At 58.1% G+C, this 16232-nt stretch carries 16 protein-coding genes; 4 read left to right on the forward strand and 12 right to left on the reverse strand.

Annotation, left to right across the window (positions count from 1 at the left end):
- Positions 1 to 166: 166 nt before the first annotated feature.
- On the reverse strand, positions 167 to 817 hold the full coding sequence (gene rlmE, locus HBO09_RS14090; RefSeq protein WP_029298990.1) for a 23S rRNA (uridine(2552)-2'-O)-methyltransferase RlmE: 651 nt from the start codon (positions 815 to 817) through the stop codon (positions 167 to 169).
- 105 nt (positions 818 to 922) lie between these two features.
- Here rlmE and HBO09_RS14095 point away from each other — a divergent pair, with 105 nt between their 5' ends.
- Entirely contained in the window at positions 923 to 1231 is a 309-nt protein-coding gene (locus tag HBO09_RS14095; protein WP_029298992.1) for a YhbY family RNA-binding protein, read from the forward strand.
- A gap of 8 nt (positions 1232 to 1239) precedes the next feature.
- Here the strand turns inward: HBO09_RS14095 and HBO09_RS14100 are convergent, their stop codons facing one another.
- The 8 genes from HBO09_RS14100 to grpE form a co-directional block, all read right to left on the reverse strand.
- The gene (locus tag HBO09_RS14100) at positions 1240 to 1644 is read right to left on the reverse strand and encodes an MFS transporter (protein WP_169995158.1); all 405 of its coding nucleotides are present in this window, start codon (positions 1642 to 1644) and stop codon (positions 1240 to 1242) included.
- A 28-nt stretch (positions 1645 to 1672) separates the two neighbouring features.
- A complete protein-coding gene (gene greA, locus HBO09_RS14105; RefSeq protein WP_008029775.1) occupies positions 1673 to 2149 on the reverse strand; it encodes a transcription elongation factor GreA in 477 nt (158 codons plus the stop codon).
- Positions 2146 to 5367, reverse strand: a complete 3222-nt coding sequence (gene carB, locus HBO09_RS14110; protein WP_169995160.1) for a carbamoyl-phosphate synthase large subunit — start codon at positions 5365 to 5367, stop codon at positions 2146 to 2148. Before carB ends, greA begins: the two co-directional genes overlap by 4 nt.
- Before the next feature lie 105 nt (positions 5368 to 5472).
- Positions 5473 to 6609, reverse strand: a complete 1137-nt coding sequence (gene carA / locus HBO09_RS14115) for a glutamine-hydrolyzing carbamoyl-phosphate synthase small subunit (RefSeq protein ID WP_169995163.1) — start codon at positions 6607 to 6609, stop codon at positions 5473 to 5475.
- A 259-nt stretch (positions 6610 to 6868) separates the two neighbouring features.
- Positions 6869 to 7675 (reverse strand): 4-hydroxy-tetrahydrodipicolinate reductase, encoded by an 807-nt coding sequence (dapB, locus tag HBO09_RS14120; RefSeq protein WP_029298999.1) that lies wholly within the window; start codon positions 7673 to 7675, stop codon positions 6869 to 6871.
- A 10-nt stretch (positions 7676 to 7685) separates the two neighbouring features.
- On the reverse strand, positions 7686 to 8810 hold the full coding sequence (dnaJ, locus tag HBO09_RS14125) for a molecular chaperone DnaJ (RefSeq protein WP_169995165.1): 1125 nt from the start codon (positions 8808 to 8810) through the stop codon (positions 7686 to 7688).
- A 316-nt stretch (positions 8811 to 9126) separates the two neighbouring features.
- Positions 9127 to 11049: a molecular chaperone DnaK gene (dnaK, locus tag HBO09_RS14130; protein ID WP_029299003.1), complete on the reverse strand. Its 1923-nt coding sequence runs from the start codon at positions 11047 to 11049 to the stop codon at positions 9127 to 9129.
- 103 nt (positions 11050 to 11152) lie between these two features.
- The gene (grpE, locus tag HBO09_RS14135) at positions 11153 to 11722 is read right to left on the reverse strand and encodes a nucleotide exchange factor GrpE (protein ID WP_038445951.1); all 570 of its coding nucleotides are present in this window, start codon (positions 11720 to 11722) and stop codon (positions 11153 to 11155) included.
- 232 nt (positions 11723 to 11954) lie between these two features.
- On the opposite strand from grpE, the gene recN reads away from it, so the two are divergent.
- Complete coding sequence (recN, locus tag HBO09_RS14140) at positions 11955 to 13628, forward strand: DNA repair protein RecN (protein ID WP_169995167.1); 1674 nt, start codon at positions 11955 to 11957, stop codon at positions 13626 to 13628.
- Between the two features lie 97 nt (positions 13629 to 13725).
- On the opposite strand, the gene fur is transcribed toward recN, so the two are convergent.
- Positions 13726 to 14130: a ferric iron uptake transcriptional regulator gene (gene fur, locus HBO09_RS14145; protein WP_003194220.1), complete on the reverse strand. Its 405-nt coding sequence runs from the start codon at positions 14128 to 14130 to the stop codon at positions 13726 to 13728.
- A gap of 98 nt (positions 14131 to 14228) precedes the next feature.
- Here fur and HBO09_RS14150 point away from each other — a divergent pair, with 98 nt between their 5' ends.
- Positions 14229 to 14756 (forward strand): outer membrane protein assembly factor BamE, encoded by a 528-nt coding sequence (locus HBO09_RS14150; protein ID WP_029299006.1) that lies wholly within the window; start codon positions 14229 to 14231, stop codon positions 14754 to 14756.
- Between the two features lie 61 nt (positions 14757 to 14817).
- On the opposite strand, the gene HBO09_RS14155 is transcribed toward HBO09_RS14150, so the two are convergent.
- Together HBO09_RS14155 and HBO09_RS14160 are read right to left on the reverse strand one after the other, a co-directional pair.
- On the reverse strand, positions 14818 to 15132 hold the full coding sequence (locus HBO09_RS14155) for an RnfH family protein (RefSeq protein WP_169995169.1): 315 nt from the start codon (positions 15130 to 15132) through the stop codon (positions 14818 to 14820).
- Positions 15125 to 15559 carry a type II toxin-antitoxin system RatA family toxin gene (locus tag HBO09_RS14160; protein WP_169995171.1) on the reverse strand — a complete coding sequence of 145 codons (435 nt, stop codon included), beginning with the start codon at positions 15557 to 15559 and terminating at the stop codon, positions 15125 to 15127. The genes HBO09_RS14155 and HBO09_RS14160 overlap by 8 nt, the downstream gene beginning before the upstream one ends.
- Before the next feature lie 168 nt (positions 15560 to 15727).
- Here HBO09_RS14160 and smpB point away from each other — a divergent pair, with 168 nt between their 5' ends.
- Positions 15728 to 16210 carry an SsrA-binding protein SmpB gene (gene smpB, locus HBO09_RS14165; protein ID WP_029299012.1) on the forward strand — a complete coding sequence of 161 codons (483 nt, stop codon included), beginning with the start codon at positions 15728 to 15730 and terminating at the stop codon, positions 16208 to 16210.
- Positions 16211 to 16232 lie beyond the last annotated feature (22 nt).

The following is a 16232-nucleotide window of genomic DNA, read 5'->3' on the forward strand; positions in this document are numbered from 1 at the left end:
GCTACTGGCGCGCGCTTCGCATGATATTCACCGGCCTAACTTACTACATTACCTACAACTCTGGCAGGCGCCGTCTGTAACCCTTTGTGAAACTTTGACTACACAATATTCGTAAAGCTTCATGACGAAAGCGATATAAAAAAACCTATCGCCTACCTCCAATTCCTCAAAAACGCTCTTCGCTCGCAGCGCCCTCGACACCGCGGAAGCCGCGGCACAGCAAATACTGCTCCCTGGACCTGTCCCGGGAAGAGTCAGGCTTGCGCGTCTGCACCTTGTCGAACAACTTGCGGATGTTCTTGTGGTACTCGTCAAACCCTTCGCCCTGGAAGACCTTCACGAGGAAATCTCCACCTGGACGCAAAACCCGACCCGCCAAATCCAGCGCCAACTCACAGAGGAACATAGCGCGCGGCATATCGACGGCCGGTAATCCACTCATATTGGGGGCCATGTCGGAAATCACAAGGTCTACCTGCGAATTTCCTACCGCTTCAAGGATCTGCGCAAGTACGGCGTCCTCGGTGAAGTCACCATGAACAAAGGTCACATCCGGGATGCTGTCCATTTCCAGGATGTCGGATGCGATCAGACGCCCCTGCCCACCAATCAGACGACTGGTCACCTGGGACCAGCCACCCGGGGCGGCGCCCAGGTCAATAACGCTCATGCCCGGGCGGATCAACTTGTCCTTGTCCTGGATCTCCAGCAGCTTGTAACTGGCCCGTGAACGGTAACCGTCCTTCTGCGCCTTTTTGACGTAAGGATCGTTGAAATGCTCTTGAAGCCACTTAAGGCTAGTTTTGGAACGGGCCACGGGCCACCTCGAAAATAAAACGGGTCGTGATTAACTGGGCGGTCCCGGACTCGCTCGGGTAAACTGGCCGCCGCTTTTTACAAGATCAGACGCAGGGGTCAGATTATGCCGCTCACTCAAGAGCAGAAGAAACAGTACAAATCCATTGGCCACCATCTGAAACCAGTTCTGATTGTGGCAGACAACGGTTTGACTGAAGGTGTGCTAGCCGAACTTGAACGCGCATTAGGCGATCACGAGCTGATCAAGATCAAGGTCAATATCCTTGATCGCGAAGCGCGCCTGGCCGCCATTGCAGAACTGTGCAAGGTGGGCAAAGCGGACCTGGTTCAGGTCATCGGCAAGATGGCGCTGCTGTATCGCAAGAATTTCAGCGCCAACAAGCAATTGTCGAACGTTCATCGCTTCAAATGATTCAAGGGTCACGGGCGTGCTTCGCGCGCCCCGCCACTCCACCCCGGCGCCGGCTGTACTACCAGCACCAAGCCAGAAAACCCTAGCACAAGATAGCTGAACAACTGCCAGCGCAACGCTTGCGGCAGCAATACGTGCACCACGCAATACATTGCGCACGCATACAGCGCCATCAACAGCAGCTGCCCACGCATATCCCGCCACAAACTCCCCAAGCCCTCGGCCTTGACCAGCACCAATGCCTGGAGAATCACGCACGCCGCCGCAAAACCCACCAGCAGCGCACTCAATAATCCGCCGATCTCATCGATCAACAACGGCGCCAGGCCAATCATACCCAGCACCGGCAATACACCCAGGTGTAACAGCCATAGACCGCCAACCCAGAGCATCTGGGCCAGCTGCCAAAGCATGGCGCCCGCTGGAAGCGGGCGCCGTCTTTCAGATGTGACGAACTTCGACAATCTCGTACTCGATCACGCCACCAGGCGTCTTGACGGCGACCACGTCACCCTCTTCCTTGGCGATCAAAGCACGGGCCAGCGGCGAACCGACGGAGATCTTGCCGAGTTTGAAGTCAGCTTCGTCCTCACCCACGATGTGATAAGTCACGCGCTCATCCGTCTCGACGTTGGCGATTTCCACAGTGGTACCGAAAATCACTTTGCCGGTGTGCGGAATGCTTGTGACATCAATGATGACCTGATTCTGAATCCGCCCTTCAATGTCACGGATCCGCGCCTCGACCATACCCTGCTGCTCACGAGCAGCGTGGTATTCGGCGTTTTCTTTCAAGTCACCCAGCTCACGGGCCGTACCGATGTCCTGGCTCAGCTTTGGACGTACGACCTTGGTCAGGTGGGCGTGCTCCTCTTCCAGGGCCTTGGCGCCCTGGACAGTCATAGGGTATTTGATCATGCCTTCAATCCTGCGTGTAGATCCTGCAAGCGCCGCACGGTCTTTTCCGGACCGAACTTGAGCGCTTCACAGATGGCTTCGCCAGCAGCAATGGTGGTGGTGCAGTAGATCTTGTGCTGCAAGGCGTTACGACGAATGGAGTAGGAATCCGCGATCGACTGGCGACCTTCGGTGGTGTTGATGATCAGGGTGACTTCGTCATTCTTGATCATGTCGACAACGTGCGGACGACCTTCCGTTACCTTGTTCACGCGACGCACTTTCAGGCCAGCCGCTTCAATCAGCTTGGCGGTCCCGGCGGTGGCCACGACTTCGAAGCCCAAGTTGATCAGATCACGGGCCACGCCTGCAACCAGCGGCTTGTCATCGTCACGCACGCTGATAAACGCAGTACCGCCGGTCGGCAGCACTTCGCTGGCACCCATCTGGGCCTTGGCGAATGCTTCGCCGAAAGTATCACCCACACCCATCACTTCACCGGTGGACTTCATTTCTGGGCCCAGGATCGGGTCCACGCCAGGGAATTTTGCGAATGGGAACACCGCCTCTTTCACGCTGTAGAAGTTCGGAATGATTTCCTTGGTGAAGCCGATTTCCTTCAAGGTCTTACCGGCCATCACACGGGCGGCAATCATCGCCAGGGACACACCGATGCACTTGGAAACAAACGGTACGGTACGCGAAGCACGCGGGTTGACTTCGATGACGTAGATGTCTTCGCCTTGAAGCGCCAACTGTACGTTCATCAGGCCGACCACACCCAGTTCCAGGGCCATTTTCTTGACCTGTTCGCGCATCTCGTCCTGGATGTGCAGCGGCAGCGAGTACGGCGGCAGGGAGCACGCGGAGTCACCGGAGTGAACACCTGCCTGCTCGATGTGCTGCATGATCGCGCCAATCACCACGTCGGTACCGTCGCAGACCGCATCCACGTCCATCTCGATGGCGCAGTTGAGGAAGTGGTCCAGCAGCACCGGGCTGTCATTGGAGACTTTCACCGCGTCACGCAGGTAGCGCTTGAGTTCTTCTTCTTCGTAGACGATTTCCATCGCCCGGCCGCCCAGTACGTAGGACGGACGCACCACCAACGGGTAGCCGATCTTGCTGGCTGCCCGGATGGCCTCGTCTTCGCTGCGCACGGTCGCGTTTGGCGGCTGGCGCAGGTTCAGGCGCTCGACCATTTGCTGGAAGCGCTCACGGTCTTCGGCACGGTCGATGGCGTCAGGGCTGGTACCGATGATCGGCACGCCGGCCGCTTCCAGGGCACGTGCCAGTTTCAGCGGAGTTTGCCCGCCGTACTGAACGATCACGCCTTTTGGCTTCTCGACGCGACAGATTTCCAGCACGTCTTCCAGCGTCACCGGCTCGAAGTACAGACGGTCGGACGTATCGTAGTCAGTGGAAACGGTTTCCGGGTTGCAGTTGACCATGATGGTCTCGTACCCGTCTTCGCGCAGGGCGAGGGCGGCGTGGACGCAGCAGTAGTCGAACTCAATGCCCTGGCCGATACGGTTTGGACCGCCGCCCAGGATGATGATCTTATCGCGGCCCGACGGCGCGGCTTCGCACTCTTCCTCGTAGGTGGAGTACATGTAGGCGGTGTCGGTGGCGAACTCTGCGGCGCAGGTGTCAACGCGCTTGTAGACCGGGAAGATATCCAGCTTGTGGCGATGGGTGCGCAGGTTCTTCTCGGTCACGCCCAGCAGCTTGGCCAGACGCTGATCAGAGAAGCCTTTGCGCTTGAGGCGGAACATCAGGTCGCGGTCGATAGAGGACAGACCCAAGGTCTTGACCTTCTCTTCTTCCTTGATCAGATCTTCGATCTGCACCAGGAACCACGGATCAATCATGTTCATGCCGAAGATGTCTTCGACGGTCATGCCAGCACGGAAAGCATCAGCCACGTACCAGATACGCTCGGCGCCCGGCACGGTCAGCTCGCGCTTGAGCACGCTCATGCTTTCCGGGTTGCTCAGGTCGAGCTTCTCGTCCAGACCGCAAACGCCCACTTCCAGGCCACGCAGGGCTTTCTGCAGGGACTCTTGGAAGGTCCGGCCGATCGCCATGACTTCACCGACCGACTTCATCTGAGTGGTCAGGCGGGCGTCGGCTTTCGGGAATTTCTCGAAAGCGAAGCGTGGCAGCTTAGTGACGACATAGTCGATCGACGGCTCGAAGGACGCCGGCGTAGCACCGCCAGTGATCTCGTTTTGCAACTCGTCCAAGGTGTAACCGATCGCCAGCTTGGCAGCGATGCGCGCAATCGGGAAGCCAGTAGCTTTTGATGCCAGCGCCGAAGAACGCGATACACGCGGGTTCATCTCGATCACGACCATACGGCCCGTGTTCGGGCAGATACCGAACTGAACGTTGGAGCCGCCGGTTTCAACGCCGATCTCACGCAGTACCGCCAACGAGGCGTTACGCATGATCTGGTATTCCTTGTCCGTCAGGGTCTGTGCCGGAGCAACGGTGATCGAGTCACCGGTGTGCACGCCCATTGGGTCGAAGTTTTCAATCGAGCAGACGATGATGCAGTTGTCCTTTTTGTCGCGGACAACTTCCATCTCGTACTCTTTCCAGCCGATCAGGGATTCGTCGATCAGCAGCTCTTTGGTCGGCGACAGGTCCAGACCGCGAGCACAGATTTCTTCGAACTCTTCACGGTTGTAAGCGATACCGCCGCCGGTGCCGCCCATGGTGAAGGACGGACGGATAATGCACGGGAAACCCAGCTTTTCGAGAACCGCGTTGGCCTCTTCCATGCTGTGGGCGATACCCGAGCGCGGGCAATCAAGACCGATGGACTTCATGGCCTTGTCGAAACGCGAACGGTCTTCAGCCTTGTCGATGGTGTCGGCATTGGCGCCAATCATCTCTACGCCGAACTTTTCCAGGACGCCTTCACGCTCCAGGTCCAGGGCGCAGTTCAGTGCAGTCTGGCCGCCCATGGTCGGCAGCAGTGCATCTGGACGCTCTTTCTCGATGATCTTGGCAACGGTCTGCCATTTGATCGGTTCGATGTAGGTGGCGTCGGCCATGTCCGGGTCGGTCATGATGGTGGCGGGGTTGGAGTTCACCAGGATGACGCGGTAACCCTCTTCGCGCAGGGCCTTGCAGGCCTGGGCGCCGGAGTAGTCGAATTCGCAGGCCTGGCCGATAACGATCGGGCCAGCGCCGAGAATCAGGATGCTTTTTATGTCTGTACGTTTTGGCATGGGTTTGTCACTCAAATCCGCAGGTCAGTCGGCAAGCCGTCTTGAACAATCCTTGAAGAGCCTGAGGGGGCCGCCGGTTTCCCGGGCCGCCCTCAGGCCACTCATTTAGCGTCGCTTGGCCATCTCATTGATGAAACGGTCGAACAGCGGCGCTACGTCGTTCGGGCCCGGGCTCGCTTCAGGGTGGCCCTGGAAGCTGAACGCGCTCTTGTCGGTGCGCTCGATACCCTGCAGGGAACCGTCGAACAGCGACTTGTGAATGGCACGCACGTTGGCCGGCAAGGTGGCTTCATCCACCGCAAAACCGTGGTTCTGGCTGGTGATCATCACTACGCCAGTGTCCAGGTCTTGTACCGGGTGGTTAGCACCGTGATGGCCATGGCCCATTTTCAGGGTCTTGGCGCCGGAGGCCAGGGCCAGCAGTTGGTGACCGAGGCAGATACCGAATACCGGGATCTCGGTATCCAGCACTTCCTTGATGGCCTGGATAGCGTAGTCGCAAGGCTCAGGGTCACCTGGACCGTTGGACAGGAACACACCATCTGGCTGCAAGGCCAACACGTCGGCGGCCGGGGTTTGCGCCGGCACCACGGTCACGCGGCAACCGCGCTCGACCAGCATGCGCAGGATGTTGTACTTCACGCCGTAGTCATAAGCGACCACGTGGTAAGGCAGTTCGCTAGCCTCGATGGTCGCGTGGCTGTCGGTCTTCAAGTCCCAGACAGTGGAGCGCCATTCGTACTGCTCTTTGGTGCTGACGACTTTCGCCAGGTCCATGCCTTTCAGGCCAGGGAAGCCTTGCGCTGCGGCAATCGCCGCCTCTTCGGAAATATTGTCACCGACCATGATGCAGCCATTCTGCGAGCCTTTTTCACGCAGGATGCGCGTGAGGCGGCGCGTATCGATACCAGCGATCGCCACAACGTTGTTGGCTTTCAGGTAATCGGACAGCGACATCGTGTTACGCCAGTTGCTCGCAACCAGTGGTAGATCACGAATCACCAGACCAGCCGACCAGACACGATCAGACTCGACATCTTCCGGTGTAGTACCGGTATTGCCGATGTGCGGATAGGTCAGGGTAACGATCTGTTGGGCGTAGGAAGGATCGGTAAGGATTTCCTGATAGCCGGTCATGGCGGTGTTGAACACCACCTCTCCAACGGTCTGACCGTCGGCTCCAATGGCTTCGCCGCGAAAAATGCTGCCATCAGCAAGGGCGAGTATGGCTGGCTTAGTCAAGAAGACCTCCCGTAAATAAAGCCTGAAAGGGCGATCGCAGGTTGTAAAAAAGCGGAGTGACGTATGGACACGTCACCCCGCTTCTTCACTGAATTATTCTGCGCGCTTTTAGTGGACACACTAAAGCTGTAGCTTACAGAAAAAGGGTTTTTTGGTCCACCGCTAAAGAGCCTAAAAGGCAGGAGAATGCGACAGGACGTCGCTTAGCGGGTAAAAACGGGGCCCTAGAGTAATACCCAGGGCCCGTTTTTGCTACTGATTAACGCAGATCCAGCACATCTTGCATGTCGTAGAGGCCCGCTTCGCGACCCTCCAGCCACAATGCCGCACGCACTGCGCCCTTGGCGAAGGTCATACGACTGGAGGCCTTATGGGTAATCTCCAGGCGCTCGCCTTCGGCAGCAAACAGCACCGTGTGGTCACCCACCACATCACCGCCGCGCACCGTAGCAAAGCCAATGGTCTCGCGCTCACGCGCACCGGTATGACCTTCGCGACCATACACCGCGACTTTCGACAAATCGCGCCCCAAGGCATCGGCAATCACTTCACCCATGCGCATGGCGGTGCCCGATGGCGCATCCACCTTGTGCCGGTGATGGGCCTCGATGATCTCGATATCCGCATCATCACCCAGCACCCGTGCGGCCATGTCGAGCAACTTCAGCGACAAGTTGACGCCCACACTGAAGTTGGCGGCAAACACGATAGGGATGTCCTTGCCCGCCGCAACCAGCAACTGCTTCTGCTCGGCATTCAGGCCAGTAGTACCGATAACCATGGCCTTGCCAGCCTTACGGCAGAAGGCCAGGTTTTTCAGCATCACTTCGGGCAGGGTGAAGTCGATCAGCACATCGAACTCATCAACCACCTGCTCCAGGCTACCGGACAACGACACTCCGATCCGCCCCAGCGAAGCCAGCTCACCAGCATCGGCGCCAATCAACGTACTGCCCGGGCGTACGATCGCCGCAGTCAACCCCGATAGAGGCGAGCGCTGCTGCACCGCCTCCACCAGGTTCTTGCCCATGCGCCCGGCGGCGCCCATCACAGCTATACGTCGCATATCCAAGTCCTTACAGGTCGCCGAAGAAGCGCTTCACGCCTTCGAACCAGCCAGCGCTCTTGGGCGAATGGGAGCCATCACCGTCCAGCGAACTGCGCAACTCTTCGAGCAACTCGCGCTGACGACGATCCAGGTTGACCGGGGTTTCGACAGCCACACGGCACATCAAGTCGCCGGCCCCACCGCCACGCACTGGCGCAACGCCTTTGCCACGGATCCGGAACTGCTTGCCGGTCTGCGTCCCCTCAGGGATCTTCAGCTTGACCCGGCCATCGAGGGTCGGAATCTCCAGCTCGCCACCCAAGGCTGCATCGACAAAGCTGATCGGCACTTCACAGAACAGATGCTTGCCGTCACGCTGGAAGATCGAGTGCTCGCGCACATTGATCACCACGTACAGGTCGCCCATCGGGCCGCCCTGCGCGCCCGCCTCGCCCTCACCCGACAAACGGATACGGTCGCCAGTATCGACACCCGCCGGGACTTTCACCGACAGGGTCTTGTACTCCTCGACACGCCCTTCGCCGTGGCAAGAGTCGCACGGATCGGAAATGATCTTGCCCTGGCCATGGCAACGCGGGCAGGTTTGCTGCACAGAGAAGAAGCCCTGCTGCATGCGCACCTGGCCAATACCGCCACAGGTCGGACAAGTGATCGGCGAAGAACCTTTCTTGGCACCCGAACCGTCGCACGGCTTGCAATTGACCAACGTCGGTACGCGGATATTGACGCTGGTGCCGCGCACGGCTTCTTCCAGATTCAGCTCCAGGGTGTAGCGCAAGTCGCTGCCGCGCTGGGCACCGCCGCGCTGACCGCCGCGACCGCCACCGAAGAAGTCGCTGAACACGTCGCCGAAGATATCGGAAAAGTTCTGCCCGCCAAAACCGGCACCGCCACCACCCATGCTCGGATCGACACCCGCGTGGCCGTACTGGTCGTAGGCCGCGCGCTTGTTCGGATCACACAAGCATTCGTAGGCCTCGTTGGCCTCCTTGAACATTTCTTCGGATTCTTTGTTATCCGGATTACGGTCCGGGTGGTGCTTCATCGCCAGGCGACGGTAGGCCTTCTTCAGGTCCGCCTCGCTGGAACCGCGCTCCACACCCAATACTTCGTAATAGTCACGCTTTGCCATAAGTCTTTGCACTCTTAAGGACGTCCGGCAAAACCCTCCTGAGCCTGCCAAACTCGTTGAGCCCCAATACAGGCCCGGACCCAACTCACGTCAAATTCAACGATCCTGGTCTTTACTGCTCTCAGCCGAGACCCAGCTAAAAATGCGGTGACTGTCGATCGCAAAGCAGGAGCATTCCCGATCACACCGCCAGCATCCGAAGCTTGTCGCATGCTGTAAAAATTCGCGTACCCCAGACACGCCAACGCGGGAGCAAGCTCCCGCGCGGCGACATCCTACCAGTCACCGCTTGATAGCGGTCAACCGGGCGACCAAGTTACTTCTTCTGGTCTTCTTTTACTTCTTCGAACTCGGCATCGACAACGTCGTCGTGCTTGGCTTCAGGCTCTGCCTGTTGCGCAGCACCATCAGCTGGCTGGCCTTGCTCGGCGTACATCTTCTGAGCCACTGGCGCGGAGACTTTCGACAGCTCCTCAACCTTGGCTTCGATAGTGGCCTTGTCATCACCTTTAACGGCGGCTTCCAGGGCAACCACAGCAGCTTCGATTGCAGTCTTCTCTTCAGCTGTCACTTTGTCGCCAGCATCAGCGATCATCTTGCGAGTCGAGTGAACCAGTGCATCGCCCTGGTTGCGGGCAGCGGCCAGCTCTTCGAACTTGCGATCTTCCTCGGCGTTCTTTTCAGCATCGTTGATCATCTGCTGAATTTCTTCCTCGGACAGGCCGGAGTTGGCCTTGATCACGATCGACTGAGTCTTGCCAGTAGCCTTGTCCTTGGCGCCTACGTGCAGAATGCCGTTGGCGTCGATGTCGAAGGTCACTTCAATCTGTGGCACGCCACGTGGAGCTGGTGGAATCTCGGCCAGGTCGAACTTGCCCAGGGACTTGTTCTGCGCAGCCTGCTTACGCTCACCTTGCAGCACGTGAATGGTCACTGCGCCCTGATTGTCATCGGCAGTCGAGAACACCTGCGATTTCTTGGTAGGAATCGTGGTGTTTTTCTCGATCAGCGCAGTCATCACGCCGCCCATGGTTTCGATACCCAGGGTCAGCGGGCTGACGTCCAGCAGCAGCACGTCTTTCACATCGCCGGCCAATACCGCACCCTGGATGGCAGCACCCATGGCAACTGCTTCGTCCGGGTTGACGTCTTTACGCGCTTCTTTACCGAAGAACTCTGTAACTTTCTGCTGCACCAGCGGCATACGGGTCTGACCACCGACCAGAATCACGTCGTTGATCGAGCCAACATCGATACCCGAGTCTTTCAGGGCGATGCGGCAAGGTTCGATGGTGCGCTGAACCAGGTCTTCAACCAGCGATTCCAGCTTGGCGCGCGAGATCTTCACGTTCAAGTGCTTAGGACCGGTGGCATCTGCAGTGATGTACGGCAGGTTCACGTCGGTCGAATTGCTCGAAGACAGTTCGATCTTGGCTTTTTCAGCGGCTTCTTTCAGGCGCTGCATCGCCAGCGGGTCACCCTTGAGGTTCATGCCGCTTTCTTTCTTGAACTCGTCTACGAGGTAGTCGATCAGACGGATGTCAAAGTCTTCACCACCCAGGAACGTGTCACCGTTGGTCGCCAACACTTCGAACTGGTGCTCGCCATCGACTTCAGCGATTTCGATCACGGAAACGTCGAAAGTACCGCCACCCAGGTCATAAACGATCACAGTGTGGTCGCCCTTGGCCTTGTCCATGCCATAGGCCAGAGCAGCCGCGGTTGGTTCGTTGATGATACGTTTTACGTCCAGACCCGCGATACGGCCGGCGTCTTTGGTCGCCTGGCGCTGGCTGTCGTTGAAGTAGGCTGGAACGGTGATCACCGCTTCAGTCACTGCTTCACCGAGGTAGTCTTCGGCAGTCTTCTTCATCTTTTTCAAGATTTCAGCCGAGATTTGCGGTGGCGACATTTTCTGGCCGTTCACTTCAACCCAGGCGTCACCGTTGTCGGCCTTGGCGATTTTGTACGGCACCATCTTGATGTCTTTCTGTACGACTTCTTCGTCGAACTTACGACCGATCAAACGCTTCACCGCGTACAGGGTGTTATGCGGATTGGTCACAGCCTGACGCTTGGCGGACTGGCCTACCAGGATTTCGCCGTCGTTGGCATAAGCCACGATGGACGGAGTGGTGCGCGCACCTTCTGCGTTCTCAATAACCTTGGATACGCCGTTTTCCAGCACGGAGACGCAGGAGTTGGTAGTCCCCAGGTCGATACCGATAATTTTGCCCATGATTCACTCTCCCGAAACTTTGGATTTGGTTGCCGCAGCAGTGGTGGCTAACTGCGGTAGCACTTAAACGCTTGACTTATAAATGGGGTCGTTACGAACGATTTCAAGCCTGCTCATCAATCGATGGCGAAACCGGTGCGGGAGCCTTGCTCACCACCACCATCGCCGGGCGCAACAGGCGACCATTGAGCTGGTAGCCCTTCTGGAACACTTTCAACACGCTATTGGGCTCAAGGTCAGCATTTTCCTGCATGGCCATGGCCTGGTGATGCTCGGCATTGAACGGCTCGCCGCCTTGTGGATCGATGGCTTCCAACTGATAACGCTTCAGGGTGTCCTGGAACATTTTCAGGGTCAGTTCGATCCCTTCGCGCATGGCACGGATGTTTTCGTCGTCCGGGCTGGACAGTTCCAGGCCGCGCTCCAGGCTGTCGATGATCGGCAACAGATCACCGGCAAACTTCTCCAGCGCGAACTTGTGGGCTTTCTCTACATCCTGCTCGGCGCGGCGGCGGACGTTCTGCAGATCGGCAGCAACACGCAAAGCCTGATCCTGAGCGCCTGCCAGTTGCTCTTCGAGCACTTGCACACGAGCCGCCAGGTCTTCACCCGCTGCCTGCGAGGCCTGGTTGGCGTCTGGGTTTTGCGTATCCAGCGTCTGTTCGTCAGCCATAATTTTCTCCTTTCAGAATCCTGCGCGAACTCAACTCGCGCTTCTGTTCCGGTATATGGGGCCACAATTTCCAGGTTCAAGGGCCGACATGCCCTGACTCATACTTTCCCGCACATTCCACATCGCACTAAAAAATGCCGACATCCAAGCAAATTGAGCTAAACCTCAGGATTGTCAGCGCCAAACAAAACACTGTATAAATAACCAGACCTAAAGCCTGGGAGCAGCCACTATGCTGGTTCACCTGTCCGTACATAACTACGCCATCGTCGAGCATCTGGATCTTGAACTGGATCGCGGGATGAGCGTAATCACAGGCGAAACCGGCGCCGGCAAGTCGATCATGCTCGACGCACTGGGCCTGACCCTTGGCGATCGCGCCGACAGCGGCGTGGTTCGCCCCGGCGCAGACAAGGCCGATATCCTGGCGACTTTTGATTTGGCGGATATCCCGGAAGCCAGCGCCTGGCTTGCCGAGCGCGACCTCGATAACGACGGCCCGTGCATTCTGCGCCGCGTGATCACCGCTGAAGGCCGCTCGCGGGGCTATATCAATGGCACGCCCTGCCCCCTTGGCGACCTGAAAGCCCTGGGCGAATTGCTGATCGATATCCACAGCCAGCACGAACATCAATCCCTGCTCAAAACCGACACTCATCGCCGACTCCTGGATGAATACGCTGGCGCCACCGACCTGGCGCGCCAGGTGCAACTGGCCGCACAGCGCTGGCGCCAGACCCGCCTGGAGCTGGAGCGCCTGTCCAACTCCGGCGACGAGCAGCGGGCCCGCCACCAACTCCTCAGTTATCAGCTGGAAGAGCTGGAAAGCCTGGGCTTGGGCGAAACCGAGCTGGAACAGCTGGAGCAGGAGCACAAGAACCTGACCAATGCCGAAACATTGCTGGGCATTTGTCGCCAGGTTGTCGAGCAATGCAGCGAAAGCGATTCCGGCAATGTGCTGAATGCATTGACGGCAAGCCTTAACCGCCTATCGAGCGTGAACAGCGGCTCTGGCTCGCTGAATGAAGCCACCACCCTGCTGACCAGTGCGCAGATCCAGGTAGAAGAGGCGGTTGGCGAGCTGAACCGCTTCCTTGACCACTTCGATGCCGATCCGGCGCGCCTGCAAGAGATAGAAGAGCGCCTCGACACTATCTATACCCTGGCGCGCAAACATCGGATCCAGCCAACCGAAGTGGCAGCCATGCAGCAAAAACTGCTGGACGAGATCGAAACCCTGAATGCCAACGATGAATCCATCGAGCGCCTGGGCGATGAACTGGCCTCCTTCGCCCGCCACTACCAGGAAAAAGCCCGGGAGCTGAGCGACCTGCGCCAGCAAGCAGCAACCGGCCTGGCCTGCGCCGTGGAACAGGAAATCCAACGCCTGGGCATGCCCGGCGGGCGCTTCACCATTGAGTTGCACGCCAACAGTGGCAACGAGCTGCAGCCCAACGGCCTGGAGCAGGTCGAGCTACTGGTGAGCGCCAACCCCGGCCAACCCCTCAAGGCACTGGCCAAGGTGGCGTCTGGCGGCGAACTGTCACGGATCAGCCTGGCGATCCAGGTCATTACTGCCCAGACTTCGCGCGTACCCACACTGGTATTCGACGAAGTGGACGTGGGGATCGGCGGGCCGACCGCAGAAATCGTCGGCCAATTGTTGCGTCGCCTCGGCGAACGCGGGCAGGTATTGACCGTTACCCACTTGCCCCAAGTGGCAGCCCAGGGGCATCAGCATCTGTTTGTGCATAAGGTCAGGGGCAGCGATGCGACACATACCGCTGTGTCCAAGCTGAACAAGACCGAACGGGTCGAAGAAGTCGCGCGCATGCTCGGCGGCATCGACCTGACCAAGGAGTCCCTGGCCCACGCGAAGAAAATGGTGGTGACGGCGAAGGCCTGAGCCTTACTCCACCCCGAGTTTTCCTCTAAACAGAAAACACGAAGGCGACCCTAGGGTCGCCTTCGATCGTTTCGCAGAGTGAATCTGCGTAGCTTTCTTACTTTTTCTTACGTATGTACAGAACCAGATTGTGGTCAACCAAATCGAATCCGTGCTCCTCAGCAATCTTGTGCTGCAGCGCTTCGATCTCTGGGCTGGTGAACTCGATAACCTCATTGGTATCCAGGTCAACCATGTGGTCGTGATGACCACCGTCAGCCAGTTCAAACACCGCATGACCGCCGTCGAAATTATGACGAACCACCAGCCCTGCGGCTTCAAACTGGGTCAGTACACGGTAAACCGTGGCCAGGCCGACGTCCTCGTTAGACTCCATCAGCGCCTTGTAGACATCCTCGGCACTCATGTGGCGCTGCTCGGCGGAATCGAGCATTTGTAGAATCTTGACTCGTGGCAGAGTCACTTTAAGACCGGCTTTGCGTAGTTCGCTATTTTCAACCATGGTTAGCTTTCTCGCGGATGCTGCTTCGCAGCTTCTCTTAATACGGGTATGATCGGCGTTTACGTTGTCCCAGCCAAGATAGTGGAAGTCGCCCACCGATGCAAAACACCAAGCTCTTGCTAACCAGTTTCACCCTTGTGGGACTGCTCGCACTCGCCGGTTGTTCATTCCCCGGGGTTTACAAAATCGACATCCAGCAGGGCAATGTCGTCACGCAGGACATGATAGACCAGTTACGCCCGGGAATGACCCGACGGCAAGTACGGTTTATCATGGGCAATCCCCTGCTGACCGACACATTCCATGCCGATCGCTGGGATTATCTCTATAGCCTGCAACCTGGAGGCGGGGAACGCCAACAGGAGCGCGTCAGTGTCATCTTTAATGGCAACGATCAGCTCGTCAGCCTTTCCGGTGACTTCATGCCCGGCGTAAGCCGCGATGAAGCCCTGCTGGGCAAGGACAGCGGGACCAGCGTCACTGCGCCAGCGCAGAATGCTGAACAGCCCAAGTCCGAGGTACCGGCCAAGCCAGGTTCCTTGCTTGACCAGATCCAGAAAGATATCGACGGTGTGCAAACCGTTCCGGTGCCAACTCCAGAACCTCTGGACGCCAGCCCGCAATAATTTGCATCGCTCAACAAAAAGCCCGGCATGCCGGGCTTTTTGTTGCCTGCTGTTTCACAGACTATGGATTTAGCCGCCGGGCTTCGGCTGCTTTTGCCGCTCGCAAGCGTCTTACTTCCTTCGGATCGGCGAGCAAGGGCCGATAGATCTCGATGCGGTCACCGAACTGCACGCTCCGGGTTGCAGCGTCCGCCACAACCTTGCCGAAAATCCCCAATGGGCAACTGTTGATATCCAGTTCAGGAAACTGCGCCGCAACGCCTGAAGCCAGCACCGCCGCGCGCAGGCTCGTCCCCGGCGCAACCATCAGACTCAACAACAATTGGCGATCCACTGCGGCGTAGACCACCTCAATCTCAATCAGTGACTCAGCCATGCAGTTGCTTGGCCCGCTGGCAAAACGCATCCACCAAGGTATTCGCAGCCTGGTTGAACAGCGGCCCCAAGGTCGCCCGCACAATGGAGCCTGCGTAATCAAACGTCAGGTCCAGGCTGATCTTGCACGCCTTCTCCCCCAATGGCTTGAATACCCAGACACCATGCAACTGAGTGAAGGGCCCTTCTTCCAGATTCATCTCGATGGACTGCCCAGGAACCAGCACATTACTGGTCACAAACTTCTGGCCAAGCCCGCCCTTGGACACTTCAAGACTCGCACGCATATGCTCAGCGCTGCTCTCCAACACCGTGGATGAGGAGCACCAGGGCAGGAAATCCGGGTAGCTCGCCACGTCGTTGACCAGGTCATAGAGCGCTTGCGCCGGGTAAGGCAGCAGGGCCGAGCGTTGAATATGCGTCGTCATGGGAGCGTTATTTCCGAAGCTGAGCGGCAAACATCGCGAAAAGACTGCGCGATTCGCGAGAGAAAAAAACCAGAAAACTGGCGGTATTGTCCGGGATTCGTCCAACACGCTCAAGCACGCAGGTTGACCGTAGCCGACACGCTCGCAACTGCCTATAATGCCGCCCCTATGGCTAAACAAAAGAAACACCCAACAGGGACCATCGCGCAGAACAAAAAGGCGCGACACGATTACTTCATCGAACATCGGTTCGAGGCTGGTCTGGTCCTGGCCGGCTGGGAAGTAAAAAGTCTGCGCGCCAGCAAGTTGCAGCTGGTCGACAGTTACGTGCTGCTCAAGGATGGCGAGGCCTGGCTGCTCGGCAGTCATATCACGCCGTTGATGACCGCCAGCACCCACGTGATTGCCGATCCGGTGCGCACGCGCAAACTGTTGCTCAATGCACGCGAACTGGAAAAGCTCGCCGCCGCGGTACAGCAGAAGGGCTACGCCTGCGTCTGCCTGTCGTGGTACTGGAGCAAGCATCTGGTCAAGTGCGAAATCGCACTGGGCAAGGGCAAGAAGGAATACGACAAGCGTGATACCGAGCGCGAGCGCGACTCCAATCGGGAACTGCAGCGCGCCGTACGCAACAAGGGCAAGGAAGACTGATCTTCGCCGCCCCTTGATGCGC

The sequence above is a fragment of the Pseudomonas sp. WS 5027 genome, assembly GCF_012985695.1.
In the GTDB taxonomy this organism is placed as follows: Bacteria; Pseudomonadota; Gammaproteobacteria; order Pseudomonadales; family Pseudomonadaceae; genus Aquipseudomonas; species Aquipseudomonas hygromyciniae.